The sequence below is a fragment of the Endozoicomonas sp. 2B-B genome (assembly GCF_053470045.1).
In genome coordinates this window covers 307,481-330,185 of the sequence record NZ_JBLZMU010000001.1, presented here as the reverse complement: position 1 = coordinate 330,185, position 22,705 = coordinate 307,481, and the positions used below count along the sequence as shown (strand labels likewise).

Below are 22,705 nucleotides of genomic sequence, written 5' to 3'. Positions count from 1 at the left end.
TATTTATTCTTGATGAGAAATAAAACTCAAAATTAATGTGGTAACGTAGAGTCGGTTTAAGGATGAAAGTTCATAACATCTTGTTAAGAACAACTAACAAAAATGCCGCCATGCATTTTCAGTGTTTTCTCCACAACAAATGACAAACAGAACGGATGGATGTTGCTCAGGGTCGTAGGACCACCGTGCACAGTGTGGAGGCCAGAGTGTCATGGATCAAAAGAGGCGACATATATTCTCACGCAGGGGTTCATCTTCCACCCAAAGTTCGGTGATTTTCACGGTTTGACCACCAACATCCTGATCATTATCAGAGACGGTAATCACATAGTCGCCATCAGCGCTGAAGCTGGCTGACAAGACTTGACCGTGATGGGAAATGATCGCTTTTACTAACCAGGATCCATCGAGCATCTGACCACAGATTTTCGCCGTGCCGTCATCACTGGCAGTCACCACATGTCGGCCATCAGTGCTGAAGGTCGCTGAATAGACCCTGCTCTTATGAGAGATGGTCATTTTCTCCTGCCATGTTCCATCGTCCTTCTGGCCATAGATTTTCGCCGTGCCGTCATCACTGGCAGTCGCCACATGTCGGCCATCAGTGCTGAAAGTCGCTGAATAGACCTTACTCTTATGAGAAATAGTCACTTTCTCCTGCCATGATCCATCGTCCTTCAGGCCATAGATCTTCACCATACCATCTTGACTGGCAGTCAACACATGGCGGCTATCAGTGCTGATGATGAGTGATTGAATCCCATGATAGGAAATGTTGCCTTTTTCTTCCCATAATCCATCGTCATTCTGACTAGAGATTTTCGCAAATAAATCGTCAGCAGTGACCAGGTGGCGGCCATCGGGGCTGAAGCTGGCTAACTTGACTGACCTCCTGTGGCGGATGCAGGCTTGTGGTTGCCATGATCCGTCAATCTCCAGACCATGGACTTTCGCATTGGGATCGTTACTGACAGTCACTAGAAGGCGGCTATCGGCGCTGAAGCTGGCCGACCTGATTGAATAATTGTGCCGAATGATGGCTTTTGGTTGCCATGAGCCATCGTCCTCCAGGCCGGAGATTTGCGCTGTCTGATTACGATCGCCACCGATGGTCACCATATGGCGACCCTGGGCGCTAAAGGTCGCTGGATGAAAGAAATTCTGATTGGGAATCATGGTTTTTTTTACCCATGTACCATCGGCTTCCAGACCGCTGACTATCGCCATGCCATCTTGACTGTTGGTTACCAAATAGCAACCATCAGGACTGAAGGCGGCTGAATGGACAGCGTCCTCATGAACAATAATGACTTCTCGTTCCCATGAACCATCGGCCTTTTGACCATAGATTTGTGCTGTGCCGTCGTAATCGAAAATAACCACACGGCGGCCATCGGCGCTCAAGCTGACATCATATGATGTATCCTCCTGATTAATGACGACTTTTGGTTTCCATGATCCATCGGCCTCCAGGCCAAAGATTCCCGCCGTGCCATCTTGACTGGCAGTCACAATATGGCGAGCATCAGCGGTGAAACTGGCCGAGTTGACGCGGCTATCATGTGAAATAGTAGCTTTTGTAGCTAATTTGAAGGTTCTAGATTGAGACTTTCGTTCGGTATTAGTGAAATGAAGCAGAGCAGGTAAATGAGGACTGCTTCGGTGTTGTATGAGTGATTCGATTAAATCTTTATCGTTTATAAACCGCTCCATCCAACAACGGAGCTGATCGTCATCTTTTGAAGTGATGGTTGTGTTAAGCAGAAACTGGTGTGATGAAGGAAAACTGCGATACCATGCCTTTGCCAGCGCATTATCTTCTTGAATGACTTCTCGAAAGTAGCTAGTGTAGTGCGTCGTTCTTTTTGCAACTTAACCGGCGATTAGCCCGAACGACTTTTTCTAAGATATCATTTGCCTTAGCAGTCCAGATAAACGGCTTTGGATTTTGATTATGCTTTTCAATATATTCATCAATCGCACTGACTAGCTGTGGCACACTGACAAACACACCACGGCGTAAACGCTGACTCGTGAGATCCCGAAAAAATCTCTCAACCATGTTTAACCATGATGCTGACGTTGGCGTAAAGTGCATATGAAAACGAGGATGTTTTTCCAGCCATTCTCGCACCTTCGGGTGTTTGTGAGTCGCATAGTTGTCGCAAATCAGGTGCAGCTCTTTGTCTTTTGCCGTTTCCCTATTTATCTGTTTAAGAAACTTCAACCATTCCACATGGGTATGACGCTGCTGGCACTGACCGATGACAGCACCATCAAGTACATTCAGTGCTGCAAAGAGAGTGGTTGTACCATGTCGTTTATAATCATGAGTCATTGTTGCGGCACGCCCTTTCTTCAACGGTAAGCCAGGCTGTGTTCGATCGAGTGCCTGAACCTGACTTTTTTCATCACAGCACAGCACCAACGCATGTTCAGGAGGAGACAGATAGAGTCCGACAATATCTTCAAGCTTCTCCACAAATTTCGGGTCTCGGGACACCTTGAATGTCTTTTCCAGGTGAGGCTTGAGGCCATATGCATGCCATATCCGGCGAACACTTCTCTCACTGATACCGCTAACAGCAGCCATAGTTCGGGTGCTCCAGTGAGTGGCATTTTCCGGAAGGGTGTTTGTGGTCAGACTCACAATCTCAGCAGCATCAATCTTCTTTTTACGGCCACTGCGAGCTCGATCCTGTTCAATCCCGGAGAAGCCTTCCTGAGCATATCGGTCACGCCAGCGGCTGACCTGATGACGACCGATCTTCAGTATTTGCGCAATCTCAAGATTGCTTTTTCCTTCTGCAGAGAGAAGAACAATCTGGGCACGGCGGGCCAAGCGAAGAGGGCAAGTATTTGATGAAGTAATCTTTCTGAGTCGTATTTCTTCAGAAGCATCAAGTATTATCTCTGTGGCAACTCGCATAGTAAAAACAGGCAGTGGTTGGAATAACATCCATAGTAGACCGTTAGGAGTCTTTATGTACTGTTAATTAGGTCGCACTACACTAGATACCTGTTTTAAACGGGCAATATCTCTAAGCCTCAAACAGCCAATAATTTTCAAATGTGTGTCAACGGACAAATTGAGTAGTGAAGGTTCACTCTCGTCAGATACATTGATATTTCTGCCCTCACTGACCCCCTCTGGTGCTCGCGCCGATATAGATTGATGTGGTCTCTGGGGAACTGAGCCGCCAACGGTGCTGTTATTATCTACTCTATTCATGCTTGGAATCTTCAAAGTGAGTATTTGTTCTCGATTAGAAAGAAAATTCAAAATTAATGAAGGAATGTAGAGTCGGTTTAAGGATGAAAGTTCATAACATGTTAGTAAGAACAACTAACAAAAATGCTACCAACCCATGGATTTTCCTTGTCTTTCTCCACAACAAATGATTAACAGACTGGATGACACATACTGAAGACATTTTTTGTTCAATTACCCTGAACAGAGGTATGGGATAACCGTGCACAGCGCGGGAAACGTAGAGTCATAGATCAAAAGAGGCGACATATATCCTCAAGAATGTCATCTTCCATAGAAAGTTTGGTGATTTTCACGGTTTGACTATTACGATTGTCCCAATCATTGTCAGCGACGGTCATCACATACTCGCCATCGGCGCTGAAGGTGGCTGATCTGACGCGACCAGCATGGGAAATGGTCGCTTTTACGAACCAGGATCCATCGAGCATCTGACCACAGATTTTTGCCGTGCCGTCTTTACTGGCAGTCACCACATGTCGGCCATCAGTGCTGATGGACGCTGAATTGACCCTCCCCTTATGAGAAATGGTCACTTTCTCCTGCCACGATCCATCGCCCTTCAGGCCATAGATCTTCGCCTTATCGCCACCGAAAGTCATCAAATAGCAGCTATCAGAACTGAAGGTAGCCGATATGATCGTATCTTCATGGAAAATAGTATCCTTTTTCTCCCATGACCCATCGGCCTTCAGGCCATAGATTTTCGCCACACCATCGTCACTGGCACTCACCAGATGGCGGCTATCAGCGCTGAAGATAACTGATAGAAAACTTTTACGAGGAATGGTGGCTTTTTCTTCCCATCCATCGTCCTTCAGACTATAGATTTTTGCAAAATTATGTCTGGCAGTGACCAGGTGGCGGCTATCGGGGCTGAAGCGGCCAAAGGGGCTGAAGTGGATTGATGAATACGAAAGATCATGGTATAGGGTGGCTTGTTCTTGCCATGATCCGTCTATCTCCTGGCCATGGACTTTCGCATTGCGATCGCCACTGACAGTCAACACAAGGCGGCCATTGGGGCTAAAGCTAGTTGACACGACTAAACTATTGTGCCGAATGATGGCTTTTGGTTCCCACGATCCATCGTCCTCCAGACCGTAGATTCGCGCTGTCTGATCGTTGCTAATGATCGCCACATTGCGACCGTCGGAGCTAATGATCGGTGAATACAAACCTTGCTGATCGGGAATGCTGGCTTTTATTTTCCATTTACCATCGGCCTCCAGGCCATAGATTCTTGCCCCACTCCTAGAGCTGGTTACCAAATAACAACCATCGGGACTGAAGGTAGCTGAATAGACAACGTCCTCATGAACAAGAACGGCTTTTCGTTCCCATGAACCATCGGCCTCTTGACCATAGATACGCACTGTGCGGTCGTAACCGGAGACTGCCACACGGCGGCCATTGGCGCTGAATCTGGCTGAACATCTTAGATGGCTTTGATGACTGAGGACTTTTGGTATCCACGATCCATCGGCCTCCAGGCCAAAGACTCTCGCCACGCCGTCTTGACCGGCAGTCACCATGTGGCTGGCATCAGCACTGAAACTGGCTGAGTTGACAGGCCTATCGTGTGAAATAGTGGTTTTTGTAGCTAAGTTAAATCTCCAAAATTTTGACTTTCGTTCGGTATTAGTGAAATGAAGCAGAGCAGGTAAATGAGGACTGCTTCGGCGTTGTATGAGTGATTCGATTAAATCTTTATCGTTTATAAACCGCTTCATCCAACAACGGAGCTGATTATCATCTTTTGAAGTGACGATTGTGTTAAGCAGAAGCTGGTGTGATGTAGGAAAACGGCGATACCATGCCTTTGCCAGCGCATTATCTTCTTGAATGACTTCTCGAAAGTAGCTAGATACCTGTTTTAAACGGGCAATATCTCTAAGCCTCAGACAGCCAATAATTTTCAAATGCGTGTCGACCGACAAATTGAGTAGTGAAGGTTTACTCTCGTCAGATACATTGATGTTTCTGCCCTTTCTGACTCTCTTCGGTGCTCGCGCCGATATAGATTCATGAGGTCTCAGGGGAGCTGGACTGCCAACGGTGCCGTTATTATTTACTCTATTCATGTTCGGAATCTTCGAAGTGATTATTTGTTCTCGATTAGAAAAAAAACTCAAAATTAATGCGGTAATGTGGAGTCGGTTTAAGGATGAAAGTTCATAACATGTTGTTAAGAATAACTAACAAAAATGCCGCCATGCATTTTCAGTGTTTTCTCCGCAACAAGTGATAAACAGAACGGATAAATGTTGCTCAGGGTCGAAGGACCACCGTGCACAGCGTGGAAGCCAGAGTGTCATAGATCAAAAGAGGCGACATATGCCCTCACGCAGGGGTTCATCTTCCACCCAAAGTTCGGTGATTTTCACGGTTTGACCACAATTATTACTATGATCATTGTCAGCGACGGTCATCACATAGTCGCCATCGGCGCTGAAAGTGGCTGATCTGACGGGACCGCCATGGGAAATGGTTGCTTTTGCTAACCAGGATCCATCAAGCATCTGACCACAGATTTCCGCCGTGCCGTCATCACTGGCAGTCACCACATGACGGCCATCAGTACTGAAGTTCACTGAATAGACCCTGCTCTTATGAGAAATGGTCACTTTCTTCAGCCATGATCCATCGTCCTTCAGGCCATAGATTTTCGCCGTGCCGTCAGCGCTGGCAGTCGCCACATGTCGGCCATCAGTACTGAAGATCGCTGAATAGACCCTGCACTTGTGAGGAATGGCCACTTTCTCCTGCCATGATCCATCGTCCCTCAGGCCATAGATCCTCGCTATATCATGGCCGGCAGTCAACACATGGCGGCTATCAGTGCTGATGATGAGTGATAGAATCGGATCATGGGAAATGATGCCTTTTTCTTCCCAAAATCCATCGTCATTCTGACTAGAGATTTTCGCAAAAAAATCGTCAGCAGTGACCAGGTGTCGGCTATCGGGGCTGAAGCTGGCTAAATTGACTGACCTATTGTGGCGAATGCTGGCTTTTGGTTGCCATGATCCGTCAATCTCCAGACCATGAACGTCCACAATGCAATCGCCACTGACAGTCACTGCAAGGCGACCATCGGCGCTAAAGCTGGCCGACCTGACTGAAGTATCGTGGTGAATGATGGCTTTTGGTTGCCATGATCCATCGTCCTCCAGGCCGAAGACATCCGCTGTCTGATCGCCACCGATGGTCACCATATAGCGACCATCGCCGCTAAAGGTCGCTGGACCAAAGCAACTCTGATTGCAAATGATGGCTTTTTTTATCCATGCACCATTGTACAGACCGCAGATTGTTGCCGTGCCATCTCCACTGAAGGTCACCAAATAGCCACCATCGGGACTGAAGGTGGCTGAATAGACAGATTTCTCATGAACAATAATGACTTTTCGTTCCCATGAACCATCGGCCTCTTGACCATAGACACTCGCTGTGCCGTCGTAACCGAAAATCACTGCACGGCGACCATCGGCGCTGAAGCTGGCTGAATATGCTATGTACCTCTGGTGAATGACGACTTTTGGTGTCCATGATCCATCGGCCTCCAGGCCAAAGATTCTCGCCCTGCCATCCTGACCAGCAGTCACTATATGGCGGGCATCAGCGCTGAAACTGGCCGAGTTGACAGAGCCATCATGTGAAATAGTGGCTTTTGCAGCTAATTTAAATTTTCTAAATTGAGACTTTCGTTCGGTATTAGTGAAATAGAGCAAAGCAGGTAAATAAGGACTGCTTCGGCGCTCTATAAGTGAATCGATTGAATCCTTATCATTTATAAACCGCTCCATCCAACAACGGAGCTGATCATCATCTTTTGAAGTGACGATTGTGTTAAGTAGAAACTGGTGTGGTGAAGGAAAACGACGATACCACGCCTTTGCCAGCGCATTATCTTCTTGAATGAATTCTCGAAAGTAGCTAGATACCTGTTTTAAACGGGCAATATCTCTAAGCCTCAAACAGCCAATAATTTTCAAATGTGTCTCGACGGACAAACTGAGTAGTGCAGGTTTACTCTCGTCAGATACACTGATATTTCTGCCCTCACTGACTCCCTTTGGTGCTCGCGCCGATGTAGATTCATGAGGTCTCAGGGGAACTGGACTGCCAACGGAGCCGTTATTATTTACACTATTCATGCTGGGTATCTTCGAAGTGAGTATTTGTTCTTGATGAGAAAGAAAATTCAAAATTAATGCGGTTATGTAGAGTCGGTTTAAGGATGAAAGTTCATAACATGCTGTTAAGAGCAACTAACAAAAATACCGCCAGCCCATGCATTTTCAGTGTTTTTCTCCGCAACCAATGATAAACAGAACGAATGGATGTTACTCAGGGTCTATTGAGAAGTGTCATGGATCATAAGAGGCGACATATATCCTCAAAGGGATCATCTTCCACCCAAAGTTCGGTGATTTTCACGGTTTGACCACGAGTATCGTCCCAATCATTGTCAGCGACGGTCATCACATAGTCGCCATCGGCGCTGAAAGTGGCTGATCTGACGCAACCAGCATGGTAAATGGTCGCTTTTACTAACCAGGTTCCATCAAGCACCTGACCACAAATTTTCGCCGTACCGTCACGACTAGCAGTCACCACATGTCGGCCATCAGTGCTGAAGGTCGCTGAACTGAGCCACATCCTATGAGAAATGGTCACTTTCTCCTCCCATGACCCTTCGGCATTCAGGCCATAGATCTTGGCCATACCATCAACACTGGCAGTCACCACATGGCAGCCATCGGGGCTGAAAATCGCTGAAATGACCCAATTCCTATGAGAAATGGTTACTTCCTCCTCCCATGACCCATCGTCATTCAGGCCACAGATTTTCGCCGTTTTATCAGCACTGGCAGTCACCACATGGCAACTATCAGCGCTGAAGTTAAGTGATCGAATCGAACCATTGTGGGAAATGATGCCTTTTTCTTCCCATAATCCACCCTCCTTCAGACTAAATATTTTCACAAAATTATCGTCACCGACAGTCACTACGTGGCGGCTATCGGGGCTGAAGCGGGCTGATTTGACTGGGGGAGCATGGGGTAGAATAGCTTCTCCTTGCCATGGCCCACCTATCTCCTGGCCATGGACTTTCGCATTGTGCTCTCTACTGACAGTCACGACATGACGGCAATCGGCGCTAAAGCAGGCTGACCTGACTGCACTATTATGGCAAATAATTGCTTTCCATTGCCATGATCCATCGTCCTCCAGACCGAAGATGTGCGCCGTGTTATCTTCACCGATGATCGCCAAATAGCGACCATCGGCACTGAAATTCACCAAAGCATCTGGATCATGACGGAGAATAATGAGTTTTTTTACCCATAAACCATTACTCTCCAGACCGGAGATTATCGCCGTTCCATCCAAACTACTGGTTACCAAATAACAACCATTGGGACTGAAGGTAGCTGAAAAGACAACGCCCTCATGAACGATAATGACTTTTCGTTCCCATGAACCATCGGCCTCTTGACCATAGATATGCGCAGTGCCGTCGTAGCCGAAGATTACCAGATGGCGGCCATTGGCGCTGAAACTGGCTGAACAGCCAAAATCGCTTTGATGAGTGAGGACTTTTGGTATCCACGATCCATCGGCCTCCTGGCCAAAGACTCTCGCCACGCCGCCTTGACCGGCAGTCACCACGTGGCTGGCATCAGCACTGAAACTGGCTGAGTTGACAGGCCTATTATGTGAAATAGTGGCTTTTGTAGCTAATTCAAATGTCCAAAATTTAGACTTTCGTTCGGTATTAGTGAAATGAAGCACAGCAGGTAAATGAGGACTGCCTCGGCGTCCTATGAGTGAATCGATTAAATCCTTATCATTTATAAACCGCTCCATCCAACAACGGAGCTGATCATCATCTTTTGAAGTGACGATTGTCCTGAGTAGCAACTGATGTGATGAAGGAAAACGGCGATACCACGCCTTTGCCAGCGCATTATCTTCTTGAATGACTTCTCGAAAGTAGCTACATGCCTGTTTTAAACGGGCAATATCTCTAAGCCTCAGACAGCCAATAATTTTCAAATGCGTGTCGACGGACAAATTGAGTAGTGAAGGTTTACTCTCGTCAGATACATTGATGTTTCTGCCCTTACTGACTCCCTTTGGAGCTTGCGCCAATATAGTCTGATAGGATTCTGGTGGAGGTGAACCGCCGACGGTGCCGTTATTTTCCAGTCTATTCATGTTCGGAATCTTCGAAGTGAGTATTTGTTCTCGATGAGAAAGAAAATTCAAAATTAATGCGGTTATGTGGAGTCGGTTTATGGATAAAAGTTCATAACATGTTGGTAAGAACAACTAACAAAAATACCGCCAGCCCATGCATTTTCTTTGCCTTTCTCCGCAACAAATAATGAACAGACCGGATGATAGATACTGAAGACATTTTTTTGTTCAATTACCCTGAACAGAGTTATGGATAACCGTGCACGGCACGGAAACTGAAGAGTCATAGATCAAAGGAGACGACATATATCCTCAAGGATGTCATCTTTCACCGAAAGTTCGGTGATTTTCACGGTTTGACTACCATTTTCGTCCCAATCATTTTCAGCGACGGTCATCACATACTCGCCATCGGCGCTGAAGGTGGCTGATCTGACGCGACCATTATGGGAAATGGTCGCTTTCACTAACCAGGATCCATTGAGCATCTGACCACAGATTTTCGCCGTGCCGTCATCACTGGCAGTCACCACATGTCGGCCATCAGTGCTGAAGGTCGCTGAATTGACCCTGCCACTATGAGAAATGGTCACTTTCTCCTTCCATGAGCCATCGTCCTTCAGGCCGTAGATCTTCGCCTTGCCATCGTCACTGGCAGTCACCAAGTGGCAGCCATCAGGGCTGAAGGTCGCCAAACTAACCCAACATCCATGGAAAACGGTCTCTTTTTTTTTCCATAACCCATCGGCTTTCAATCCATAGATTTTCGCCGTCTTATCAGCGCAGGCAGCCACCACATGACGGCTATCAGCACTGAAGGTAAGTGATTGCGAACCATTATGGGGAATGGTGCTTTTTTCTTCCCATAATCCATCGTCCTTTTGACAATAGATTTTCGCAAACCTATAGCCACTGATCACCACGTGCTGACTATCGGGGCTGAAGCGGGCTGATGCAACGGGGAGATTATGGTGTAAGGTGGCCTGTTCTTGCCATGATCCGTCTATCTCCTGGCCATGGACTTTCACATTACGATCGCCACTGACAGTCACCACAAGGCGGCCATCGGGACTGAAGCAAGCTAAGATGACTGGACTATTATGCCGAATGATGACTTTTGGTTGCCATGATCCATCGTCTTCCAAGCCGAAGATTCGCGCTGTCTGATCGTTACCGACGATCGCCAGATAGCGACCGTCGGAGCTAAAGGTCGGTAAGCATTCCCAATCGGAAATACTGGCTTTTATTTTCCATGTACCATCGGCCTCCAGACCATAGATTACCGCCCTGCCACACCAAGAGCCTGTTACCAAATAACAACCATCAGGACTGAAGGTGACTGAATGGACAGCTTCAACAATAACGGCTTTTCGTTCCCATGAACCATCGGCCTCTTGTGCGTATATACGCGCTGTGCCGTCGTTGAAACTGAAGATTATCACATGGCGGCCATTGGCGCTGAAATTGGATGAACATACTGAATAGCGTTGAAGAGTGAGGACCTTTGGTATCCACGATCCATCGGCCTCCAGGCCAAAGATTCTCGCCGCGCCGTCTCGACCGGCTGTCACCATGTGGCTGGCATCCGCGCTGAAACTTGCTGAGTTGACAGGCCTATCGTGTGAAATAGTGGCTTTTGTAGATAAGTTAAATATTCTAAATTTTGTCTTTCGTTCGGTGTTAGTGAAATGAAGCAGAGCAGGTAAATGAGGACTGCTTCGGCGTTGTATGAGTGATTCGATTAAATCTTTATCGTTTATAAACCGCTCCATCCAACAACGGAGCTGATTATCATCTTTTGAAGTGACGATTGTGTTAAGCAGAAGCTGGTGTGATGAAGGAAAACGGCGATACCACGCCTTTGCCAGCGCATTATCTTCTTGAATAACTTCCCGAAAGTAGCTAGATGCCTGTTTTAAACGGGCAATATCTCTAAGCCTCAGACAGCCAATAATTTTCAAATGTGTGTCAACGGATAAATTGAGTAGTGAAGGTTTACTCTCGTCAGATACAGTGATATTTCTGCCCTCACTGAGCCCCTCTGGTGCTCGCGCCGATATAGATTGATGAGGTCTCAGGGGAGCTGGACTGCCAACGGTGCCGTTATTATTTACTCTATTCATGTTCGGAATCTTCGAAGTGAGTATTTGTTCTCGATTAGAAAGAAAATTCAAAATTAATGAGGCAATGTAGAGTCGGTCTAAGGATAAAAGTTCACAACATGTTGGTAAGAACAACTAACAAAAATGCTGCCATGCATTTTCAGTGTTTTTCTCCGCAACCAATGATAAGTACCTAACAGTTACTTAAACAGAACGGATGGATGTTGCTCAGGGTCTATTGAGGAGTGTCATGAATCAAAAGAGGCGACATATATCCTCACACAGGGGTTCATCTTCCACCCAAAGTTCGGTAATTTTCATGGTTCGACGACCATCATGGTCCCAATTATTGTCAGCGACGGTCACTACATAGCCGCCATCGCCGCTGAAGGTGGCTGATCGGACATAACCATCATGGGAAATGGTCGCTTTCACTAACCAGGTTCCATCGAGCATCTGACCGCAGATTTTTGCCGCGCCGTCGTCACCGGCAGTTACCACATGTCGGCCATCAGTACTGAAGGCCGCTGAATAGACCCACCCACTATGAGGAATGGTCGCTTTCTCCTCCCATGACCCATCGTCCTTCAGGCCGTAGATCTTCGCCATACCATCGTCACTGGCAGTCACCAGATGGCAGCTATCAGGGCTAAAGGTCGCCAATCTAACCCAATCTTCATGGAAAACGGTCTGTTTTTCCTCCCATGACCCATCGGCTTTCAGGCTATAGATTTTCGCCGTTTCATCAGCACTGGCAGTCACCACATGGCAGCTATCAGCACTGAAGTTAAGTGATTGAATCGAACCATTATGGGAAATGATGCTTTTTTCTTCCCACAATCCACCATCCTTCTGGCTATAGATTTTCGCAAGGTTATCGTCACCGACAGTCACCACGTGGCGGCTATCGGGGCTGAAGCGGGCTGATGCGACCGAGAGATCATTGGGTAAAGTGGCTTGTTCTTGCCATAATCCGTCTATCTCCCGACAATGGACTTTGGCATTGCGATCGCGACTGACAGTCACCACAAGACGGCTATCGGCGCTAAAGCTGGCTGACCTGACTGAAGTATTATGCCGAATGATGGCTTTTGGTTGCCATGATTCATCGTCCTCCAGGCCGAAAATTTGCGCTGTGTGATCTCTACCGACGGTCGTCACATAGCGACCGTCGGCGCTAAAGGTTGCTGATACAAAGTGATCCTGATGAAAAATGACGGTTTTTTTTACCCATGCACCATCAGCTTCCAGACCGTAGATTCTCGCCTCACCATCTGCACTGATGGATACCAAATAGCGACCATCGGGACTGAAGGTGGCTGAATAGACAGCGTCCTCATGAACAATAACGGCTTTTCGTTCCCATGAACCATCGACCTCTTGACTATAGATACGTGCTGTGCCGTTGTCACTGGAGACTACTACATGGCGGCCATGGGCGCTGAAGCTGGCTGAACATGATGAATGGAAGTTAAGAATGAGGACTTTTGGTTTCCATGATCCATCGGACTCCAGGCCAAAGATTCTCGCCGTGCCGTTATAACTGGCAGTCACCATATGGCGAACATCAGCGCTGAAACAGGCCGAGTTGACAAGGCCATCATCTGAAATAGTGGTTTTTGTCGCTAACTTAAAGGTTCTAAATTGAGATTTTCGTTCAGCATTAGTGAAATGAAGCAGAGCAGGTAAATGAGGACTGCTTCGGCGTTGTATGAGTGATTCGATTAAATCTTTATCGTTTATAAACCGCTCCATCCAACAACGGAGCTGATCATCGTCTTTTGAAGTGACGATCGTGCTAAGTAGAAAGTGGTGCCTTGAAGAAAAACGCCGATACCACGCCTTTGCCAGCGAATTATCTTCTTGAATCACTTCTCGAAAGTAGGTAGATACCTGTTTTAAACGAGCAATATCCCTAAGCCTCAAACAGCCAATAATTTGCAAATGTGTGTCGACGGACAAATTGAGCAGTGAAGATTTACTCTCGTCAGATAGAGTGACATTTCTGCCCTCACTGACCCCAGTTGGTGCTTGCGCCAATGTAGATTGAAAAGGTCTCTGGGGAACTGAACCGCCAACGGTGTTGTTATTATCTGTTCTATTCATACTCGGAGTCTTCGAAGTGAGTATTTGTCCTCGATTAGAAAATATTCAAAATTAACGCTGTGAAGTAAAGTCGGCTTTAGAGTAAAAGTTAAGAACTTCTTGTTAAGAACAACTAACAAAAATGCCACCGGCCCATGCATTTTCTTTGTCTTTCCCCACAACAAATAATGAACAGGCTGGACGGTTGTTGCTCAGGGTCTATCGAGAAGTGCTTCTTGCGCTTCCATCATCAGGATTTCTTCCAGTGCCCGCAAGCCGACAAGGTAGCCAGAATAAGAGGCCGTTATTGCTTGTCTGGGCAGGTCGTGCTGGACAGCAACATCCCCGGCAGTCAGCACGCCGCTCTGACAGGTATGGCTCCAACGGTATTCGTTATCCAGACTCTCGGGCGCTGTTGAGCCAATTCCCAGGCTCTCCGGCGCGTATTCCAGTGTGTTTGCAATGATGCCATCCACCACGATGGAACGGCTGTCAGCCTGAACATGGTAGAGATTTTCTAAAGGCGTCAAGGTAATGGTATCTACGGTTGTTGCAGAAACGGATAACTTGAGAAGCTGCTTATCCAGACTTGTGAGCAGGCTGGATTCATTGTCGGGGACTGGCCAGAAGCCTTTCAATGGCTTTCTGTTTCGGGTATCAATGAGAACAACATCAAATCCCGATCGACTGGCATATAAAGCAGCGGTTTTTCCGCCAATTCCTGCGCCAAGAATAGCGACCCTCCTTTTCGGCCAGATACTTTTTGTCACCGTTTTATTCAGCCACTGGGCAGTGGTGGTTCCCCTGGCAGCAGCCATCAGGAGAGTAACAAAGGGGCTATCAACAGAACCCAGTGTCAGTATGCTGCTCTTCATCAAGGGCTGGGACCATGGGGTTTGGTTGAGATCATAGCGTTGGATATAGTCCTTGTTATTCAGACAAATATCAGGATACATACTGGATTGAGGTTTCTGTCCGATGGCTGAGAACACGCCAGAAATGGGAAGACTCAGCTTGCGCCTGCCACCCTCAAAACTCAATGTAGTGGCATTTAACAAGCCATCCTGATTGATGTAAACAGACTCCAGATTATGTTCGAAATAGAGAAAAAGAGCCTTCTTCCTTCTCTCCAGTGCATTGTAGAGAAGATCAATCAAGATGCTTTCTGCCTTGAAGCTACTGCCTTGAACGGCCAGATGCACCTTTTTGGCATTGAGGCTGAGCAGGCTGATGGCCTGTTCAATGGCTGAGGCTCCTCCACCCACCACCAGAACATCTTTTTCCGCAAACCTGGGACCATCACAATCGGTACAGGTAAATACTCCGTTGCCTTTGTAGGGCTCCAGAATCGTCGGCAGGTTCGGTTTTGCCCCCGATGCCAATATAACAAGGGGCGCATAATAGACGGAGCGCTCCCCCTGTAAAATCTTCATTTTTCCCTTCAGTTGAGTGGCAACGATATGATCTTCAATGATTTGGACATTAGGACTGCTCCTTGCCTTGTTTTCCATCAACTGTTGCAGGCCTCTCCCCGTGATTGTCAGGCTACCTGGCCAGTTCTCAATAGTACCCGCCCCTTCAAGCTGCCCCTGACTCTTATGACTTTTTATCACCCGTATCCTGACCATTGGGTTGTATCTGGCAATCGTCTGGGCGGCCGTCATGGCTGCAGGCCCACCACCTACGATCACAACTGAAGGCGTCAATGCCCGGAGTGTCGGACTCAGGAATAAGGTGAGCAGCAGACCTACCTTAATGATATTTTTAGACTTCATTCTTAAAAGTGTTCAGCAATAGGCAATTCGTTGCAGAGTATTTTTCTTTTAATACCAATCGAACTGTCTAACTCCCTATTGCGCTGAAGATTTTAGCCTTAATCCTGCGTTGGCGATCGTCGCCTTGTCTTAAGGCTAAAATCTCCACGCTCATCACGGGAGTTAGAAAATACGATTGGTATAACTCTTATTGTTCTTTACCGGCCTGATTCCGATCAAGCTGTCGGATTTCCGGAACGCCTGAGAAATAGATCAGCTTACGACTTACTCAGGCCAATTGGTAAAAATAGATCAAATTATTTGTTTGTGAATTCAATTTCCAAAATTTCAGATTTTTCTACCGCTATTGCCAGGGACTGAAGGATTAAAAAATCAAAGACCGCGTTAAACCCTGATGCCTGATTGCAACTCTCGCGCTAGCAGCCTGTCGGACTTAAGACTGTCCTACTGCGGTTGCGATAAATTGGTCTAAAAATTCCTGCTCCCTCGTCAAATAGCTCGCTATTCTCCTCGGAATCAGAAATTTTTATCCTCAATTTCTCGCAATCCTCGCTACGGACGCTCAAGTCCGACAGGCTGCTAGTCTTGTAAATCACAGTTTTAAACTATGAGACTGTCAAAAAACTCTAACAATTCGCTCCCACACTCTTGAGCGTTCTAGAGCTTCATTGTCAAAGCTACAGCCAGATTTCTGGCAGCCCTGATCAGGTTTTCTTCTCCTTTCATCAGTGCCTGCTCAAGAGTCACCGCTCCGTGAACTACAGGAAACAAGGCATCGATCCCCTGAGCATAAACGGCCTCTGCCCCTTGCCCAACTGAACCGGCCAATGCCACTACCGGAAGATCCAATGATTTGGCAACACGGGCCACACCCACTGGGGTTTTTCCCTGAGCAGTCTGACCATCAATGCGGCCTTCACCTGTAATGACCAGATTGGCCCCTTTGACTTTTTCAGCCAGGTCAACAGCAGCCATGACGATTTCAATACCCGGCTCCAGCCGGGCATTGAGAAAACCCAGTAATGCCGTCCCCATGCCACCCGCTGCTCCGGCACCCGGCCTGTCACAGACAGAGACACCCAGGTCGCGTTCCATAATCAGGCCATAATGACCAAGGGACTGATCCAGAACTTTGACCATATCGGGTGTTGCTCCCTTTTGCGGACCAAAAATAGCGGAAGCTCCATTGTCACCGGTCAGCGGATTATCAACATCGCAGGCAGCAATAATCTCTACTGATTGCAGGCGCTGATCCAGGTTAGAGGCATCGATCTTGCTCAGGCTTGATAACTGACCACCACCGCGTTGCAACTCCTTGCCCTGGTCGTTCAATAAACGAACCCCCAGAGCTTGCACCATACCGGCACCACCATCATTGGTTGCACTGCCACCGATCCCGACAATTATTTTGTCGACGCCCCTGTCCAGCGCACTGAGGATCAGCTCACCGGTACCCTGTGTGGTCGCAATCATCGGGTCACGCTGATCAGGACTTACCAACTCCAGTCCGGACGCCCTGGCCATTTCAATGACAGCGGTTGTGCCATCACCCAGTATGCCAAACTCAGCCTGAATCTGATGACCCAGAGGGCCTGTGACGGGCACTTCTATAAAATGTCCACCCGTGGCATCAACCAGTGACTGAAGTGTTCCTTCGCCACCGTCAGCAACAGGTACTTTGACGTACTGCGCATCAGGAAGAATTTCCTTAAAGCCGGTTTCGATCGCAGAGGCTACCTGGGCAGCCGTTAGACACTCTTTAAAGGAATCGGGGGCAATGACAATTTTCATCGGTTTCTACTCTTCCGTGTCAACCAGTCTTTATGATGCCGCAATACGTAAGTACCTAACCAGTTGGTTTCGCATATTCTGGACGGCGGCTTTTTCCATCCTTCTGCGTTCCAACTCTGGTTGCGTAGCTATGGCTACGCGCCCGTCGTTGCGCCTTGAAGGATGAAAAAATCCACTCGCCAGAATATGCGAAACCAACTGGCCAGGTACTTAGTAGACGTCAGGGCTATTCTGAAACATATATGGAATCATAGGGCTAATTTTTAATAAAATAAGACCTGTGTCTTTTATGTCCGAGTCTGATTCGTGTCCATTGCTTCTCGTTTATTGATTGTATTTTCCGTTGCTCAGCTTCCTTTTTCTGCCTGGTCTGCACCCTCCAGTTTTTCTCAGGCCAAGCGGGAAGCGGTGAAAATCTATTCCGATCACCTCACCAGTTTTTATTGCGGTTGTGATATAACCGTCCGCGGCAAGAAACTGGTGCCTGACCTGCAATCCTGCGGCTACGAGGTACGAAAACAACCAAACCGTGCTTCAAGGATTGAGTGGGAACATGTTGTACCGGCCTGGGAATTTGGTCATCAGCTCCAGTGCTGGCAGGAAGGGGGTCGTAAGCGCTGTGGCGAGAATCCCGATTTTCGCAAAATGGAATCGGATCTCCACAATATGGTGCCCGCCGTAGGAGAGGTGAATGGCGATCGATCCAACTACCGCTTCGGCTTTCTGCAAGATACGCCCAACATGTATGGCCAGTGTGACTTTAAAGTCAATTTCAAGCAGCGAAAAGCACAACCACCGATAACACAACGGGGCCAGATTGCCCGTATCTATCTGTATATGGCAGGCCGTTACGCCTTCAGAATCAGTAAAAGTCAGAAAAAGCTCTATGAGGCCTGGGACCGGCTCTATCCGGCAGCCGACTGGGAAATTGAGCGTAATGCTCGTATTGCCGAGGTTCAGGGCTGGGAGAATCCATACGTTTCAAGATATTCAGAGGGATGAATGAGCCCATTCCACTGTCCTATCTGCGATCAGGGTATTATCATATTCCGATTAGCACATTTTTAAAGCTCCCAAGGTTTATAGAGAATGGAACAGACCTTCATAGGTGACGATGGAATAGAACGTCAGTCACTGAGGGCCTATACAGAAAGCGCATACCTGAATTACTCCATGTATGTCATTCTGGATCGCGCTCTGCCCCACATTGGCGACGGCCTGAAGCCAGTACAACGTCGTATTGTTTATGCGATGAGTGAGCTGGGACTGAAAAATACCGCCAAGTTTAAAAAGTCAGCCCGTACTGTGGGTGATGTTCTGGGTAAATTTCATCCTCATGGCGACTCTGCCTGTTACGAAGCCATGGTATTGATGGCGCAGCCCTTCTCATACCGCTATCCGCTGGTAGATGGTCAGGGTAACTGGGGGTCGCCGGATGACCCCAAGTCTTTTGCTGCCATGCGATATACCGAGTCCAGACTGACTCGTTATTCTGACGTACTGCTCGGTGAGCTGGCACAGGGCACGGTAGACTGGGTGCCTAACTTTGACGGAACACTGGAAGAGCCATCCATCTTGCCTGCCAGATTGCCCAATCTGCTGTTGAACGGTACCACCGGTATCGCAGTGGGTATGGCGACCGACATTCCTCCTCACAACCTGAGAGAAGTGGCAAACGCCTGTATTCATCTGCTGGATCATCCGGGGGCAACCACTGCCGAGCTTGTTGAGCATGTTCAGGGACCGGACTTCCCCACCGAAGCTGAAATCATCACACCCCGCGAAGAAATTCTGAAGATTTACGGGCAGGGACGAGGTTCTCTGAGAATGAGAGCCGTCTATCAGCAGGAAGGCGGAGAAATCATTGTTACAGCGCTGCCCTATCAAGCTTCCGGAGCCAAAATTCTGGAGCAGGTAGCCGCTCAGATGCAGGCCAAGAAGTTGCCAATGGTCGCAGACCTGAGGGACGAATCAGACCATGAGAATCCTACTCGGCTGGTGATTGTTCCCCGCTCCAACCGTATTGATGTCGATGGTTTGATGAACCATCTGTTTGCCACAACCGATCTTGAGAAGACCTACCGGGTCAATATGAACATGATCGGTGTCGATGGCAAGCCTCAGGTCAAGGCTCTGGATACCCTGCTGAAGGAGTGGCTGGTCTGGAGAACCGATACCGTCAGACGTCGCCTGCAGCACCGTCTGGATAAAGTACTGGCCAGACTTCATATTCTTGAAGGTTTACTGGCAGCCTTCCTGAATATTGATGAAGTCATCGAAATTATCCGCAATGAGGACAAACCCAGGGAAGTCATAATGACTCGATTTGGCCTCTCTGAGCTTCAGGCGGATGCCATTCTGGAAATCAAGCTGCGCCAGTTAGCCAAACTGGAAGAGATCAAGATTCGTGCTGAACAGGAAGAGCTGGAAAACGAACGCAAAAATCTTGAGCTGACCCTCAGTTCCGAGCGTCGACTGAAAACCCTGGTCAAAAAAGAGATCAAGGCCGATGCCGAAGAGTTTGGTGATGATCGTCGTTCACCCTTGAAGGTTCGACAGGAAGCCCAGGCTCTCTCGGAAACTGACCTGATGACATCTGATCCAGTGACTGTCGTGCTGTCTGAAAAAGGCTGGGTGCGGTGTGCCAAAGGACATGAGGTTGACCCCGCCAGTCTCAACTACAAGGCAGGGGATAGATATCGACTGTCTGCCAAGGGCAAGAGTAACCAGTCTTCGGTATTTATAGACTCTACTGGTCGTGCATATTCTATTCTAACTCATACTCTTCCCTCTGCGCGAGGCCAGGGTGAGCCGCTGTCCGGGCGTGTCAATCCACCTTCCGGGGCGACCTTTGAAGGGCTGTGTGTCGGTGACAATGATGACTGTTATTTGCTGGCGAGCGATGCTGGTTATGGCTTTGTCGTTCAGCATTTTGATATGGTCAGCAAGAACAAAGCCGGTAAGGCTCTGCTGACTTTGCCCAAGTATTCCCGGGTCATGTCACCTATACCGGTAACGGGCGAAGACCAGGTGCTGGCTGCCATTACCAACGAAGGGCGTATGCTGATCTTCCCGCTATCTGAATTACCCAAGCTGGCAAGAGGCAAAGGTAACAAGATCATTAATATTCCTGCGGCACGGGCATCGGATCGAATCGAATTGATGGTTCATCTGGCGGTGATGAACTCGAGCGATGCTCTGGTTCTCTACGCCGGCAAACGGCATGTGACTCTGAAACCGGCAGATATTGAGCATTACCACGGAGAGAGAGGTCGCAGAGGCAATAAGCTGCCCCGAGGCTTCCAGAAAGTGGACAGTGTTGAGGTTATTCGGGCGAACAAGAAGGAGGAGGAGGATTGTTAAGCTCGATGCCTGAGTCATCCGGTCACAGGTTTTTACAGCCGTCGCTGACGACCGTTAAAAACCCATGACGGTCTTTGCACCCAGTGACTGCGATCAGCAACTTCTGATCCCACACCCCTTGATGATGAGGTTGCAAAGATGCTCTGTCGCAGCCTCTAAATCCTCATCGGACAGAGCCTCCTTACCAATAACACAGGCTACCTGTGGGCTGTAATCCACATAATATTGGGTGGTAGCCCAGATGGTAAATAACAGGTGCAAAGGGTCGACAGGGTCCATTTTGCCTCGCTCTATCCAAGATTCAATAACTCGTGATTTCTCTTTGATCCATGACTTGAAGTACTCAAAATGTTCTTTAAGATGTTGCCCACCATGAATGATCTCACTGCTGAATATACGGGAAGCGTTGGCGTGAGCCAGACAGTATTGCATTTTTGCCTGTATGTACTGACGAAAGGCTGAAGCCGGATCATCCTCTATGTTCAAGCCGGAAAAAACCGCTTCCCAGAGTTCCATAATATGGCCAAGAACAGCACCATACAGATCGACCTTGCTGTTGAAGTAATAATGAATATTGGCTTTTGGCAACCCGGCTCTGGTTGCAATATCCCTGATTGAAGCTCCTTTGAAGCCACTAAGAACGAATTCGTCCTCTGCAGCTTGCAATATGACCTTAATATTTTTCTGGCGCACACGACTGCTTCTCACAGCCGTCTGCTGAACTTTGGCAGCGGAAGATTGCATAAAATCTCCGTATATTGATTGGGTGTTATGACGATCGACTATGAATATAGACAAGAGTTGCGCAATTACCATTCGTTGCAAATAAATTACGGCAGTGTTTTTTATTACTGTGCTAATGGGTCAGGGTTTATATTTGCAATTCAGAAGGGTAGCAAGATTTGTGACGATATTATTTTCTTGGTGCGTAGTCAAAAACGTCAGAGTGCAGGTTTTTTTCCGGGAATCCGTCTCCAATCATTACGTCATATGTCGCATAAACCATTTGTGGTGAGCCACTGATATAGGTCTGACAATCGAGCAGCTTTTCGCGATCGACCAGAATCGCTTCATACAGCAGCCCATGGCGCCCACACCAGTCATCTTCATGATGGGTTTCACTAACTACCGGATGATAATGAACGCCCTGGCCAGACCATTGCACAGGGAGGTTGGGCAGATAGAAGTCTGCAGGTGTTCTGGCTCCCCAGTAAAGATGCATCTCACCGTGATGATGGTGACGCAGGCAATACTCAATCATGCTTTTCATTTGGGAGAAGCCGGTGCCGGCGGCAACGAAAAGCAGGGGCTGCTGTTTGTCGATTGAGTCAGGGAGATGGCAATTCCCTAGAGGCAAACTGACGTTCAGCACACCTTCTTTTATTTCCCGAAAGAGCTGTTGAGAGTTTGGACTGCCTTTCAGCTGTTGAATATGCAGCTCCAGATGCTGCTGGTTTTTTTGCGGCGCTGAAGCAATAGAAAAACAATTGTTTTCATTATTCTGAAGGTGAACAACAAGATACTGACCCGGATAATAGCCAGGAAAGCAGTCTGACTCAGCAGTCAGTTTGATACGGTAAATGTCGGAACTGAGAAGCTGAGTATCGGCAACTGAGCACCGCAGCCTGGAAGACTCGCTTATCTGCACAATACCTCCCTCCCGAATATCACAGCCAGCAGGAATGCCCGGGGTTTCCCTGATGACCGTATTAAGAAGTAACTCTCTAGGAGGCTGACCGAGAATAGTCTGCCCTACTGTGGCGGCAGCAAATTGGTCTGAAAATCCGCTTTTGTTCGTCAAATAGCTGGCTATTCTCCTCACAAAACCGAATTTTCATCCTCAATTTTCTGCCGTCCTCGCTACGGGCGCTATTCTCGGTCAGCCTCCTAGCAGCCTGTCGGACTTAAGTCTGCCCTACTCGGCAACTGCTCCTGCGTTGCTCTAGCTCCTGCATCCGTGCGGTTGCGATAAATTGGTCTAAAAATTCCTGCCTCTTCGTCAAATAGCCCCCTGTTCTCCTCAGAAGCAGAAATTTTTAGACCAATTTCTCGCAATCCTCGCTACGGGCGCTTGAGTCCGACAGGCTGCTAGCTCGGGTAACCGAGTG

General features: G+C 47.9%; 13 protein-coding genes. 2 read left to right on the top strand and 11 right to left on the bottom strand.

Annotated elements, in window-relative coordinates; genetic code table 11:
• Nucleotides 1-216: 216 nt before the first annotated feature.
• The 9 genes from ACOMHB_RS01280 to ACOMHB_RS01240 form a co-directional block, all read right to left on the bottom strand.
• Complete coding sequence (locus tag ACOMHB_RS01280) at nt 217-1,713, bottom strand: WD40 repeat domain-containing protein (protein ID WP_448215177.1); 1,497 nt, start codon at nt 1,711-1,713, stop codon at nt 217-219.
• Nucleotides 1,714-1,843: 130 nt separating this feature from the next.
• Nucleotides 1,844-2,929: an IS630 family transposase gene (locus tag ACOMHB_RS01275; RefSeq protein ID WP_448218589.1), complete on the bottom strand. Its 1,086-nt coding sequence runs from the start codon at nt 2,927-2,929 to the stop codon at nt 1,844-1,846.
• A gap of 575 nt (nt 2,930-3,504) precedes the next feature.
• The gene (locus ACOMHB_RS01270; protein WP_448215176.1) at nt 3,505-5,355 is read right to left on the bottom strand and encodes an F-box/WD repeat-containing protein; all 1,851 of its coding nucleotides are present in this window, start codon (nt 5,353-5,355) and stop codon (nt 3,505-3,507) included.
• 237 nt (nt 5,356-5,592) lie between these two features.
• On the bottom strand, nt 5,593-7,431 hold the full coding sequence (locus tag ACOMHB_RS01265; protein ID WP_448215175.1) for an F-box/WD repeat-containing protein: 1,839 nt from the start codon (nt 7,429-7,431) through the stop codon (nt 5,593-5,595).
• A gap of 220 nt (nt 7,432-7,651) precedes the next feature.
• Nucleotides 7,652-9,499, bottom strand: coding sequence for an F-box/WD repeat-containing protein (locus ACOMHB_RS01260; RefSeq protein WP_448215174.1), 1,848 nt, complete (start codon nt 9,497-9,499; stop codon nt 7,652-7,654).
• 272 nt (nt 9,500-9,771) lie between these two features.
• Entirely contained in the window at nt 9,772-11,604 is a 1,833-nt protein-coding gene (locus ACOMHB_RS01255) for a WD40 repeat domain-containing protein (RefSeq protein ID WP_448215173.1), read from the bottom strand.
• Between the two features lie 234 nt (nt 11,605-11,838).
• On the bottom strand, nt 11,839-13,689 hold the full coding sequence (locus ACOMHB_RS01250) for an F-box/WD repeat-containing protein (RefSeq protein ID WP_448215172.1): 1,851 nt from the start codon (nt 13,687-13,689) through the stop codon (nt 11,839-11,841).
• A 191-nt stretch (nt 13,690-13,880) separates the two neighbouring features.
• Entirely contained in the window at nt 13,881-15,443 is a 1,563-nt protein-coding gene (locus tag ACOMHB_RS01245) for an FAD-dependent oxidoreductase (RefSeq protein WP_448215171.1), read from the bottom strand.
• A 657-nt stretch (nt 15,444-16,100) separates the two neighbouring features.
• Nucleotides 16,101-17,234, bottom strand: a complete 1,134-nt coding sequence (locus tag ACOMHB_RS01240; protein WP_448215170.1) for a glycerate kinase — start codon at nt 17,232-17,234, stop codon at nt 16,101-16,103.
• Nucleotides 17,235-17,540: 306 nt separating this feature from the next.
• Between ACOMHB_RS01240 and ACOMHB_RS01235 the strand changes: the two genes are divergently transcribed.
• Together ACOMHB_RS01235 and parC are read left to right on the top strand one after the other, a co-directional pair.
• On the top strand, nt 17,541-18,236 hold the full coding sequence (locus tag ACOMHB_RS01235; protein WP_448215169.1) for an endonuclease: 696 nt from the start codon (nt 17,541-17,543) through the stop codon (nt 18,234-18,236).
• A gap of 87 nt (nt 18,237-18,323) precedes the next feature.
• Nucleotides 18,324-20,597, top strand: a complete 2,274-nt coding sequence (parC, locus tag ACOMHB_RS01230) for a DNA topoisomerase IV subunit A (RefSeq protein WP_448215168.1) — start codon at nt 18,324-18,326, stop codon at nt 20,595-20,597.
• A 93-nt stretch (nt 20,598-20,690) separates the two neighbouring features.
• Here the strand turns inward: parC and ACOMHB_RS01225 are convergent, their stop codons facing one another.
• Together ACOMHB_RS01225 and ACOMHB_RS01220 are read right to left on the bottom strand one after the other, a co-directional pair.
• On the bottom strand, nt 20,691-21,341 hold the full coding sequence (locus tag ACOMHB_RS01225) for a TetR/AcrR family transcriptional regulator (protein ID WP_448215167.1): 651 nt from the start codon (nt 21,339-21,341) through the stop codon (nt 20,691-20,693).
• Nucleotides 21,342-21,510: 169 nt separating this feature from the next.
• Entirely contained in the window at nt 21,511-22,398 is an 888-nt protein-coding gene (locus ACOMHB_RS01220) for an NAD(P)H-flavin reductase (protein WP_448215166.1), read from the bottom strand.
• Nucleotides 22,399-22,705 lie beyond the last annotated feature (307 nt).

Bases quoted from the DNA above. Each gene is read 5' to 3' on its own strand.
- ACOMHB_RS01280 (WP_448215177.1), bottom strand. From the start codon at position 1,713: ATGGAGCGGTTTATAAACGATAAAGATTTAATCGAATCACTCATACAA.
- ACOMHB_RS01275 (WP_448218589.1), bottom strand. From the start codon at position 2,929: ATGCGAGTTGCCACAGAGATAATACTTGATGCTTCTGAAGAAATACGA.
- ACOMHB_RS01270 (WP_448215176.1), bottom strand. From the start codon at position 5,355: ATGAATAGAGTAAATAATAACGGCACCGTTGGCAGTCCAGCTCCCCTG.
- ACOMHB_RS01265 (WP_448215175.1), bottom strand. From the start codon at position 7,431: ATGAATAGTGTAAATAATAACGGCTCCGTTGGCAGTCCAGTTCCCCTG.
- ACOMHB_RS01260 (WP_448215174.1), bottom strand. From the start codon at position 9,499: ATGAATAGACTGGAAAATAACGGCACCGTCGGCGGTTCACCTCCACCA.
- ACOMHB_RS01255 (WP_448215173.1), bottom strand. From the start codon at position 11,604: ATGAATAGAGTAAATAATAACGGCACCGTTGGCAGTCCAGCTCCCCTG.
- ACOMHB_RS01250 (WP_448215172.1), bottom strand. From the start codon at position 13,689: ATGAATAGAACAGATAATAACAACACCGTTGGCGGTTCAGTTCCCCAG.
- ACOMHB_RS01245 (WP_448215171.1), bottom strand. From the start codon at position 15,443: ATGAAGTCTAAAAATATCATTAAGGTAGGTCTGCTGCTCACCTTATTC.
- ACOMHB_RS01240 (WP_448215170.1), bottom strand. From the start codon at position 17,234: ATGAAAATTGTCATTGCCCCCGATTCCTTTAAAGAGTGTCTAACGGCT.
- parC (WP_448215168.1), top strand. From the start codon at position 18,324: ATGGAACAGACCTTCATAGGTGACGATGGAATAGAACGTCAGTCACTG.
- ACOMHB_RS01225 (WP_448215167.1), bottom strand. From the start codon at position 21,341: ATGCAATCTTCCGCTGCCAAAGTTCAGCAGACGGCTGTGAGAAGCAGT.